Consider the following 9,358-nt stretch of genomic DNA (forward strand, 5'->3'; position numbering starts at 1 on the left):
AGCAGGTCGGGCGCGTCCACCATGACCCGCCGCAGGCCGCGCGCCGGACGCGGCGCGACGTCGGACCGCGCCGGACGCCTCGCCGCGAACTCCAGGAACCGCGTCGTCATCACCGGCCGCGCCGCGCCGCGCGCCACCACGTGCACCTCCAGCGGGACGCCCGTGGACGGGTCGCTCCACACGTCCACCGCGCCGATCGTCGTGTCCCGGTCGGCGGGCGTGACGCGCAGCCCGTCGGCCGACCGTCCGGCGACGCGGCGCGGCTTCACCGCGGTGACCCTGTCCCGCGCGCGGACGAGCCCGAGCAGGCGGCGTGCCAGCGCGGGCGGGGTCAGGTCGGACGCCATGGGCAGCCGCACGGCGGGACGTCCCGCGACCCGGGTGAGCTGGCTCTGCTCGAAATCCCAGATGTCGAGGTTGTCGCCGCCCGCGAGGTAGTCGCGCTCGCCCGTCGCGGACAGCGCGGCGACCCGCCAGTGGCGCGACCCGTCGTACCAGGTCCGCATCCGGGACGTGCCGTGCAGGGGGCCGGTCGCGTCGTCCAGGCCCGGCAGGTCGGGCAGCCCGAGCGAGCCGGTGACCTCGACCAGCCCCTCGTGCGCGCGCTCTCCCGAGCCGAGCGCCCGCCGCCTCAACTCCGCCGGGTCGCGCGCCGACGACGCGGCGGGAAACGCCCCGAGGACGACCGGCGCGGCACAGAGCACGGCCACGAACGCCCCCACCACAGCCCAGCGACGCCGGGCGTCGCGACGCACCACGCTCACCTCAGCGAGCGTACGCGGCCCATCCCGATCTGCGTCACTTCGTCCCGATCATCACCCGCACTCCGCCCATCCGCGCCGACCGGATTCCCGCCGGGCGGGCTAGCTCACGTTGAAGGTGCCGCTGACGTTCTGTGCCTGAATGGCTTGCTTGGCCGTCCCCGAGAAGTTGTTGGTGTTCTGCATCGTGGGCCGGGTCCGCACGCTGTCGCGCAGCGCGTCGAGTTCGCGGCGGAACTCGGCGTTCGCGTCCCTCGCCTCCCGGATCAGCGCCTCCAGCGCCTCGGCCTCCCGGCGCACCTCCGGGTCGGCGTCGGCGGCCCGGCGGAGGACGCCCTCCAGGACGCGCGCCTTCTCCTCGCCGTCCGGCGCGTGCTCGATCTCCGCGAGTTCGGCGTCGTCCTTGAGCCGGCCCCGCAGCATCGCGTACAGCTGCTTGGCCTTGTCCCGGACGGGTTCGCCCGCCAGCTCGACGGCCTTCCCCGCAGCGGCGGTCACAATGGCGATCGTGATCGGATCCATTCAGGGCACTCCCCGGCGACGTTCGGTTGTGTGAACAGTCCATCACGCCTGTCCGACGCGCACCACCGGGACGAGGCGGTGAACGCCGTTCCGCGCGGCGGCCCGGACCTCACTGCCGGTTGAGCGCGCGGCTCACTCCGGCGATCGTCGTGGACGCCAGCGTCCATCCCGCGATGATCAGCGCGTAGGACAGCCACTGGTAGCCGCCGCGCGGCGCGAAGCGGTCCTCCTGCCCGAAGCTGATGATGGGCAGGAGCAGGTCGAGCGAGTAGGCGGACGCGTTGAACGGCGGATGCTCGTCCGCCTTCACCGGCGGCGGGTTGTGCAGCCAGAACACGAGCGCGCCGAGGCCCCACAGCGCGACGAGCCAGGCCGCCGCGCGCAGCGGCCGGTAGCCGTAGCCGACCGCCCAGTCCTGGAGGTACCCCCAGACGCGGCCGTACCACGGGAGCGTCCGCCGGTAGTGCCGCTGCTTGGCGATCTGGACGTTCCGGGCGGCCTTCTCGTCCCCGACCCGCCGGTAGTACGCCGCGAGCTGCTCGTAGGAGTGCGGGACGTACCCGGACTGGTCCCGCTGGAAGACCTCGATGCGGGCGTGCGCGGGCAGGCGCGGCGTCAGCGACCCGTAGTCCAGCCCCTCGAACGAGACCGTCTCGGGCCACACGTCCGGGGGGACGTGCAGCAGCCGGAACGACGCCCGGCGCATGTTCACCTGCCCGACGATCGGCTCGGCCTCCCGGAGCCACAGCTCGCCGATCGTGCAGCCGCTCACCCGCAGCGCGACACCGCCCGGGTTGGACAGCCGCGCGTGCGCGAGGTTGACCTGCCCGCCCACCCGCACGCCGCGCAGGTTGACGCGTCCGTCCGTGCGCAGGTCCCGGGCGCGGACGTCATTGCCGATCGCCGCCATCTCCCCGTGCAGGACGGTGTGCCCCGGATGGCAGAGCACCGCGCCCTCCAGGTTCAGCGTCCCCGCGATCCGCGCGCCGACCAGGGAGAACTCGCCGTGCGTCCGGAGCCCCGGCCCCCACACGTCATCGCTGAACGTCGTGTGGTTGAGATGCAGGATCTGCGTCCCCTCCCGTCCCGGCTCGCCGAGCCGCGCCCGGTCCATGAACAGCGCGCCCTCGACCCGCGCGCCGCCGAGCTCGACCGGGCCGGGGATGACGCAGTCGGTGATGCGCAGGACGCCCGCCACGCGGATGGTCGCCGCCTCCAGGCCGGGCAGGTACGACCTGCTCAGGTTCACCTGCCGGAAGCGGCCGCCGTACAGGTTGGGCACCTCCTCGAAATGGCACCCCCAGAGCCGGACGGCGTGGTCCACGGTCGCGTACCGCAGGTTCAGCCGGCCCACGATCCGCGCGCCGTTCACGCGCAGCGCCGCCACCTCGCCGTCCCGGGTCGGGCCGTTCAGCAGCAGCGCGCGCAGGACCGAGGCCCGGACGGTCCGGTCCCGTCCCCAGGACGCGCCGGCCGTCGCGTCCTCGTCGGGCGAGGCGCTGAAGTCGACCGCCTCGCCGCTCGCGAACGCCCGCCAGACCAGCCGCTCCGCCCGCGACAACTCGCTGCGCCGCACGCGCACCCCTTCCGTCCGGGACCGTCCCCAGTGACATGGACGACATACCGGACGGCGGCGTTCCGTGTCACCGGTTCCGCGTCACCGGTTCCGCGTCACCGGTTCCGGGCGCACGAAAAGAATCCCCGGCCGCGTGGCGGGGATTCGGGAGGGTCGGCCGTGCTCCCCGGGGCCGTCCGGCGCGGACGGCCCCGGGGGCCGCTTCAGGAAGCGGACGTCTCCTCGTCCGACGCTTGCGTCGCGGAGCCCAGCGGGGCTGCGGTCGGCTCGGGCTCGTGGTCCTGGCGGCCCTGGGACGGCCAGGTGTCGAGCCGGGTGCGGCGGGGATTGGCCAGAGCGGCGCTCATCGTTGTCGTCGTCCTCCCGTGAACCCGTCCGCTCGTCGGCGCGGTTCGCCGGCGGCGGGACGGAAGTGAGTCCAGTGATCAGATTTTCGCGGATGACCCCATGCCCACTGCAATTTGGTCTAGACCTGCCGGCCGCCCGGGAAGGTCGGCAAACTTGATCATTTAGGTATGGACCGGCACGGTGTCACTCCTTAGGCTCGGGGCGACGACCCACAGTGAACACGTGAGCGAGGACGCCGCATGACCATCGCCCCGGACGTGCCCGACATCCTGTCGCCGGAGTTCGCGGCCGACCCCTACGCCGCGTACTCCGCGTACCGCGGGGACGCGCCGCTGCTCTGGCACGAGCCGATGCAGAGCTACATCGTCTCCCGCTACGAGGACGTCTCCCGCGTCTTCAAGGACCCCGTCTTCACCACCGCGAACTACGACTGGCAGCTCGAACCCGTCCACGGCCGGACGATCCTGCAGCTCAGCGGCCGCGAGCACGCCGTCCGCCGGGCCCTGGTCGCGCCCGCGTTCCGCGGCAGCGAGCTGGAGTCCCGGTTCCTGCCGGTGATCGAGCGCAACTCGGCCGAGCTCATCGACGCCTTCCGCCGGGACGGACGCGTCGACCTGGTCTCGCAGTACTCCACGCACTTCCCGATCCGCGTCATCGTCGACATGCTCGGGCTGGACCGCGCCGACCACGCCCGGTTCCAGAAGTGGTACACCTCGATCATCGCGTTCCTGGGCAACCTCACCCAGGACCCCGAGGTCGCCGCGGCGGGCGAGCGCACCCGCGTCGAGCTCGCCGAGTACATGATCCCGATCATCCGGGACCGGCGCGCGAACCTCGGCGACGACCTGCTGTCCACCCTCTGCGCGGCCGAGATCGACGGCACCGCCATGAGCGACGAGGACATCAAGTCGTTCGTCTCGCTGCTGCTCGCCGCCGGCGGCGAGACCACCGACAAGGCGATCTCCGCCGTCTTCGCGAACCTGCTCGCCCACCCCGAGCAGCTCAAGGCCGTCCGCGAGGACCGCACGCTGATCCCGCGCGCCTTCGCCGAGACCCTCCGCTACACCCCGCCCGTTCACATGATCATGCGGCAGCCGTCCGAGGACGTCGAGATCGCGGGCGGCACCGTCGAGGCGGGCAAGACCGTCACCGCGCTCATCGGCGCCGCCAACCGCGACCCCGACCGCTACGCGAACCCCGACGCCTTCGACCTCTTCCGCGACGACCTGTCCGCCGGCACCGCCTTCTCGGCCGCCGCCGACCACCTGGCCTTCGCCCTCGGCCGCCACTTCTGCGTCGGCGCCCTCCTGGCGAAGACCGAGGTCGAGGTCGGCGTCAACCAGCTCCTGGACGCCATGCCCGACGTCCGCTTCGCCGACGGCCACACCCCCACCGAGCAGGGCCTCTTCACCCGGGGCCCAGCGCAACTCCCCCTGGTCTTCACCCCGACCGCTTAGAACCGAAGCCCGGCGCCACGGCCGCAGAGCGCCCAACGCGCCGGGCGTCTCAAACCCGCGCAACGGGCCGCACGCCGCCCGACGTCCGCAGACGCCCTGGCCCGGTACCCCCCCGGATGGCCGAAGGGGTCAGGGGTGGACGTAGGGGAGGTCGGTGGTGGGGGTGAACTTCACGGGGAGGGCGTAGAGGCCGCGCATCCAGAGGGACGGGCGCCATTCGAGGTCCTCCGGGGCGACCGAGAGCTCCATGTCGGGGAGGCGGTCGAGCAGCACCTCCACGGCGGTCTTCGCGATCACCTCGGCCAGCTCCGGGGCGGGGAACGGGCAGCCGTGCTCGCCGTGGCCGAAGGACATGTGGGCGCGGTTGGCGACCGGGCCGCCGAACTCGCGGGGCGTGACGCCCGGGTCGCGGTTGGCGGCGGCCAGGCCGAGGACGAGCAGGTCGCCGCGCCGGACGCGCTGGTCGCCGAGCACGCAGTCGTGCACCGCCCAGCGGCCGATGAAGTTCTGCGTCGGGGTGTCCTCCCAGAGCACCTGGTTGAGGGCGTGCGAGGCGCTGCCGCGGCCGCCCTGCATGGTGTTGGAGAACTTGTCGTCCACCAGCATCAGGCGCAGCGCGTTGCCGATCCAGTTGCCGGTCGGCTGCTGCGCGGCGGCCAGCACCACCAGCAGGTCGATGACCACCTCGTCGTCGGTGAGGGCGGCGGGGTGCGCGAGCAGCCGGGACGGCACGTCCGAGCCGGGCTCGCGGTGCTTGTCGGCGACCAGCCTCACCATCCGCGCGTGGATGCGCTGGTGCGCGGCGACCGGGTCGGAGTCGACGTCGAGCGAGTCGGCGACGTCCTTCACCAGGACCGGGATGTCGGCCTCGGGCAGGCCGAACAGCCGCGCGACCACGTGCAGCGGGATCTGGTGCGAGTACTGCTCGACCAGGTCGGCGCGGCCGTGCCCGGCGAAGGTGTCGACCAGCCGGTCGGCGACCTGGCCGACCATCATGCCGAGCTCGGTGCGGTCGAAGGCGTCCAGCGCGTCCCCGACCGCGCCCGCGCGCCGCTGGTGCTCGGGGCCCTCGGCGAACATGATGGACGGCGTCCAGCCGACGTACGGCATCAGCGGCCAGTCGTCCGGGATCCGGTCCCAGGCGTTCCAGCGGCGGCAGTCGCGCGCGAACAGCTGCGGGTTCGCGGTGACGTGGTGCACCTCGCGGTAGCCGAGCACGAACCAGGCCGGGACGTCGCCGTCCAGCAGGATCGGCACGACCGGGCCGTACCGCTCGCGCAGCGACCGGTACAGCTCGGCCGGGTCGTCGGCGACCGCCGGGCCGTACAGCCGGACGGGCCGCGGGTGGCCCGGATGCTCCGGCGCGGGCGCGGGCGCGGCTGCGGGGTCCGGGGCGGGCGCGGGGTGGGGGGCGGGGTCGGTCATCGCGCGTCCTCTCGGGCGGGACGGTCGTGCAGCGAGGTCAGGTGGCGGACGAGCTCGATCAGCACGTTCTTGCTGGACTCGCGGAGCCGCGCGTCGCACTCGACCAGCGGGACGTGCTCGTCCAGGTCGAGCGCGGCGCGGACCTTCGGCAGCGACGGCCCGCGCTCGCCGAACCGGTTGACCGCGACCACGAACGGCATGCGGTGGTGCTCCAGCCGGTCGATGGCGTACCAGGAGTCCTCGATGCGGCGGGTGTCGACGAGGACGACCGCGCCGAGGCTGCCGCCGAACAGCTGGTCCCACAGGAACCAGAACCGCTGCTGGCCGGGCGCGCCGAACAGGTACAGCACCTGCCGGTCGTTGAGGGTGATGCGGCCGAAGTCGAACGCGACGGTCGTGGTCGTCTTGGCCGGGACGGCGTCGGCCTCGTCGATGCCTTCGCCGGCCCGCGTCATGACCTCCTCGGTCGACAGCGGGCGGATCTCGCTCACCGAGCCGACCATGGTGGTCTTGCCGACGCCGAACCCGCCCACGATGACGATCTTCAGTCCGTCGGCGGCCGTGCCGCGCAGCGGGGCCGCCGCGGGCGCGTCGTCGGCGGGCGCCGCGTCCGCGCCGGGTGTCGCGTCCGCGCCGGGTGTCGCGACGGCGGCGGGCGGGTCAGAGGTTGTGGAGTCCAACGAGCACCTGCTTCAGGGTTTCCAGGTCGGGGAGTTCCTCGGGTTCGGGGGCCGAGACCGGGTGCCGGACGGTGATCCGGCCGTCGGCCAGCATGTCGCGCAGCAGGATCCGCACCACGCTGACCGGCAGCGCCAGATGCGCCGACAGCTCGACCACCGCGACGGGGTGGTCGCGGCAGAGCCGCAGGATCCGCACCTGCTCCGACGACATGCCGGGCAGCGGGCCGATCTCGGCGACGACGAGCGCCACCAGGTCGAGGGACGCCTCCCGGCGTCCCCCGGTGATGGTGAAGTACCGGTCCGGGTCCTCCCGCTCGTGCCGCCGCCCGCTCATCGCCGCGCCGCGTGCCGGGGCGGGGCCGTGAGGAACGAGCCCATCTGCTCGACCAGCTCGTTCATCGAGTGGCCGACCAGGCCGACGTCGGCGTCCTCGGCGGCGACGACCGCCAGGTGCGCGCCCTCCCCGGCGGGGACTATCAGCAGCAGCCCGCCGGCGAACTCCAGCATGGACTGGCCCACGCCGAGGCCGGTGCCGAACTCGGCGGACGCGCTCAGCGACAGGCTCTGCACGCCCGCCGCCACCGCCGACAGCTGGTCGGCCCGGTCGACGTCCAGGTCCTTGGTGAAGCAGATCTTCAGCCCGTCCTTGGACAGCACCAGCACGTGCCGCACCCCGGGGGTGCGGTCGCGCAGTCCGTCGAGCAGCCAGCTCAGGTCGCGTTCTTCGGGACTCATCGGGATCGCGGGGGGAACGCCACGGGACGTCCGCCCCTGCCTCCAATCTGTTGTGCCGGGCGGACCCGGGGGTGTCCGCCGTGCGGGCGCTGGGGTGCGCGGGCGGTCATGACCGCCCCTGGTCCGGCTCGGGAGCCGGAGCGTCCGGCGAGGAGGACGCCACGCCGCTCCGCGACGCCTTCCGGACCGCGCCGTCCGGCGACGCGTCCTCGGTCGCGCCGCCGGACGTCGTGTCGGTGGGCGCGCGGTTGGATGTCGCGTCGGTGGACGTGCCGTCCGATGCCGCGTCTGCGGCCGCCCCGTCCGAGGTCGCGTCGGTGGGGGCGTTGGCCGAGGTCGCGTTGGGGGCGGGCGCGTCGTCCGGAGACGTGTTGGCGGGCGCGCTGTCCGGTGACGCGTGCTCGGGGGCGGGGGATTTCGGGCCGTCCAGCTCGGTGGTGGTGGTCGTGTCGATCCCGGCGGACGTCCCGGTGGCGGACGTTCCGGTGGCGGCCGCGCCGGCGTCCTCGGGGGCGCGGGGGGCCGGGTTGCCGCCGGTGTCGCGGGCGACCGTCCGGGGGCCGCCGGTCGCCGACCGGAAGGCCGCGAACCGGGCGCCGGGGGCCGGGCGCTCCTCGTCCCGGACGACGGCGGACACGACCGGGTCCGGGCACTTGGCGAGCGTCGCGCCGCGCTTGCGCTGCGGCAGCTCGACACCGTCGTCCTCGTCCAGCGTCCCGTCCTTCGCGGACGCGTCGCCGAGCGGCGGCGACGGGAGGGACGTGTCGAACAGCGGGTCGGCGGTGGTGAGCGGCGCGGGCTCCGGCTTCGGACGCCGGGCCTCGTGCGGTTCTGCGCGCGGCTCGTCGCGGGGGTCGGCGGCGGAGCCCGCGAGCGGCGGACGGGACGACCCGTCCCAGGGCTCGCGCAGCTCGGGCGGGAGGAGGTCCTGGCGGGGCTGGGTGACGAGCTGGCGGGGGACCAGCACGATCGCGGCGGTGCCGCCGCGCGAGGACGGCCGGAAGCTGATCCGCAGCCCGTGCTTGGCGGCGAGGCGGCCGACGACGGCGAGGCCGAGCCGGGTGCCGGGCAGCGCGGTCAGGTCGGACGGCTCGTTCACCAGGCGCTCGGCGCGGGCGCGCTCGCGCCGCCGCATGCCGAGGCCGCTGTCCTCGATGGTGATGACGATCCCGGCGTCCTCCTCCTCGACGTACACGTGCACGTCGGTGTTGTGCGCGGAGAAGGAGGCGGCGTTGTCCATCAGCTCGGCGAGGCAGTGCATGACGCCCTCGGCGGCGTACCCGGCGATGGCCGCGCCGGTGGTGAAGTGCAGCTTGACCCGGCGGTAGTCGTGGATGCGGCCCATCGCGCCGCGCAGGATCGACTCCATGACGATCGGCTTGGTCCAGCGCCGCCCGGACCGCCCGCCGGCGAGCAGCGCGATCGAGTCGGCGATGCGGCCGGCCTGCGACACCTCGTGGTCGATGTCGAGCAGGTCGTGGAAGACCGGGTCGTCGCCGTAGCGGTGCTCCAGGTCGCGCAGGTCGCCGAGCAGCCGGGTGCAGGCGGCCTGGATGCGGGCGGCGGCGTTCGCGCAGGACATCATCGCGGCGGCGCTGCCGCGCTCCCCGGTGGCCAGGTCGTCCACGACGCGGGCGAGCAGCCGGCGCAGCATCGGCGACTCGGGCTCGCCGACCTCCGGCAGGACGGTCTCGGGCCCGACCCGGTCGCGGCGGATGCGCGCCACGATCACCGGCATCGCCTCGCCGATGATCCGGTCGACCTCGTCCTCCAGTCCGTTGACCACGGCCTGGGCGGTGGCGGCGTCGCGCTGCCGGGCGGCGGCGTCGTGCGCGGTGAGCCGCAGGACACGCC

Annotated in this window: 10 protein-coding genes; 1 reads left to right on the forward strand and 9 read right to left on the reverse strand. The window is 73.9% G+C overall.

Annotation, left to right across the window (positions count from 1 at the left end; genetic code table 11):
• The 4 genes from AB0J52_RS16265 to AB0J52_RS16280 all read right to left on the reverse strand — a co-directional run.
• Positions 1–764: serine/threonine-protein kinase (locus AB0J52_RS16265; protein WP_500182389.1), on the reverse strand; the 764-nt coding region annotated here is incomplete at its 3' end.
• Positions 765–863: 99 nt separating this feature from the next.
• Positions 864–1,283 (reverse strand): Het-E N-terminal domain-containing protein, encoded by a 420-nt coding sequence (locus tag AB0J52_RS16270; RefSeq protein ID WP_500182390.1) that lies wholly within the window; start codon positions 1,281–1,283, stop codon positions 864–866.
• Between the two features lie 109 nt (positions 1,284–1,392).
• Positions 1,393–2,859, reverse strand: coding sequence for a hypothetical protein (locus tag AB0J52_RS16275; RefSeq protein ID WP_500182391.1), 1,467 nt, complete (start codon positions 2,857–2,859; stop codon positions 1,393–1,395).
• Between the two features lie 203 nt (positions 2,860–3,062).
• A complete protein-coding gene (locus AB0J52_RS16280; protein WP_500182392.1) occupies positions 3,063–3,206 on the reverse strand; it encodes a hypothetical protein in 144 nt (47 codons plus the stop codon).
• Between the two features lie 240 nt (positions 3,207–3,446).
• Here AB0J52_RS16280 and AB0J52_RS16285 point away from each other — a divergent pair, with 240 nt between their 5' ends.
• Entirely contained in the window at positions 3,447–4,664 is a 1,218-nt protein-coding gene (locus AB0J52_RS16285; RefSeq protein WP_500182393.1) for a cytochrome P450, read from the forward strand.
• A gap of 129 nt (positions 4,665–4,793) precedes the next feature.
• Here AB0J52_RS16285 and AB0J52_RS16290 read toward each other — a convergent pair whose 3' ends face one another.
• The 5 genes from AB0J52_RS16290 to AB0J52_RS16310 all read right to left on the reverse strand — a co-directional run.
• Positions 4,794–6,089, reverse strand: coding sequence for a cytochrome P450 (locus tag AB0J52_RS16290; RefSeq protein ID WP_500182394.1), 1,296 nt, complete (start codon positions 6,087–6,089; stop codon positions 4,794–4,796).
• Positions 6,086–6,769, reverse strand: coding sequence for a GTP-binding protein (locus AB0J52_RS16295; protein ID WP_500182395.1), 684 nt, complete (start codon positions 6,767–6,769; stop codon positions 6,086–6,088). Before AB0J52_RS16295 ends, AB0J52_RS16290 begins: the two co-directional genes overlap by 4 nt.
• Positions 6,750–7,103, reverse strand: coding sequence for a DUF742 domain-containing protein (locus AB0J52_RS16300; RefSeq protein WP_500182396.1), 354 nt, complete (start codon positions 7,101–7,103; stop codon positions 6,750–6,752). The genes AB0J52_RS16295 and AB0J52_RS16300 overlap by 20 nt, the downstream gene beginning before the upstream one ends.
• Positions 7,100–7,504 (reverse strand): roadblock/LC7 domain-containing protein, encoded by a 405-nt coding sequence (locus AB0J52_RS16305; RefSeq protein WP_117360111.1) that lies wholly within the window; start codon positions 7,502–7,504, stop codon positions 7,100–7,102. Before AB0J52_RS16305 ends, AB0J52_RS16300 begins: the two co-directional genes overlap by 4 nt.
• Before the next feature lie 106 nt (positions 7,505–7,610).
• On the reverse strand, positions 7,611–9,358 hold a 1,748-nt coding region (locus AB0J52_RS16310), incomplete at its 5' end, for a sensor histidine kinase (protein ID WP_500182397.1).

The sequence above is a fragment of the Spirillospora sp. NPDC049652 genome, from assembly GCF_040675125.1.
Lineage (GTDB): Bacteria > Actinomycetota > Actinomycetes > Streptosporangiales > Streptosporangiaceae > Spirillospora.

Coding starts and splice junctions, on each gene's coding strand:
- AB0J52_RS16285 (WP_500182393.1), top strand. CDS start 3,447: ATGACCATCGCCCCGGACGTGCCCGACATCCTGTCGCCGGAGTTCGCG.
- AB0J52_RS16300 (WP_500182396.1), bottom strand. CDS start 7,103: ATGAGCGGGCGGCGGCACGAGCGGGAGGACCCGGACCGGTACTTCACC.
- AB0J52_RS16270 (WP_500182390.1), bottom strand. CDS start 1,283: ATGGATCCGATCACGATCGCCATTGTGACCGCCGCTGCGGGGAAGGCC.
- AB0J52_RS16280 (WP_500182392.1), bottom strand. CDS start 3,206: ATGAGCGCCGCTCTGGCCAATCCCCGCCGCACCCGGCTCGACACCTGG.
- AB0J52_RS16290 (WP_500182394.1), bottom strand. CDS start 6,089: ATGACCGACCCCGCCCCCCACCCCGCGCCCGCCCCGGACCCCGCAGCC.
- AB0J52_RS16305 (WP_117360111.1), bottom strand. CDS start 7,504: ATGAGTCCCGAAGAACGCGACCTGAGCTGGCTGCTCGACGGACTGCGC.